This is a genomic window from Dyella sp. SYSU CM1112, from assembly GCF_058216415.1.
Window position 1 is genome coordinate 1 of sequence record NZ_JBZEGI010000092.1, and the last position, 302, is coordinate 302.

1 protein-coding gene is annotated in these 302 nt (G+C 55.3%); it reads right to left on the minus strand.

Features of this window, described 5'->3' with window-relative positions; genetic code table 11:
* Positions 1–302, minus strand: a 302-nt coding sequence (locus AC4HNJ_RS21760; RefSeq protein WP_490481708.1) for an alpha/beta fold hydrolase, incomplete at both ends; no start/stop codon positions are given.

Consider the following 302-nt stretch of genomic DNA (forward strand, 5'->3'; position numbering starts at 1 on the left):
GGATAGCCGGGATAAAGCTTCAAAGTACCGTGCTTGAGCAGCTTGGTCGAAAGCAAGGCGGCGTCCTTGTAAGGAACGATCTGATCATCATCGCAGTGCATGACCAGCGTGGGCACGTCGATGGCTTTCAGATCTTCCGTAAAGTCAGTCTCGGAAAAAGCCTTGATACCGTCGTAATGCGCCTTGGTGCCACCGTTCATGCCCTGGCGCCACCAATGTTGAATGACACCCTCAAGCGGTTTGGCTCCAGGCCGGTTGAATCCGTAGAAGGGACCCGCGGCCACATCACGATAGAACTGCGC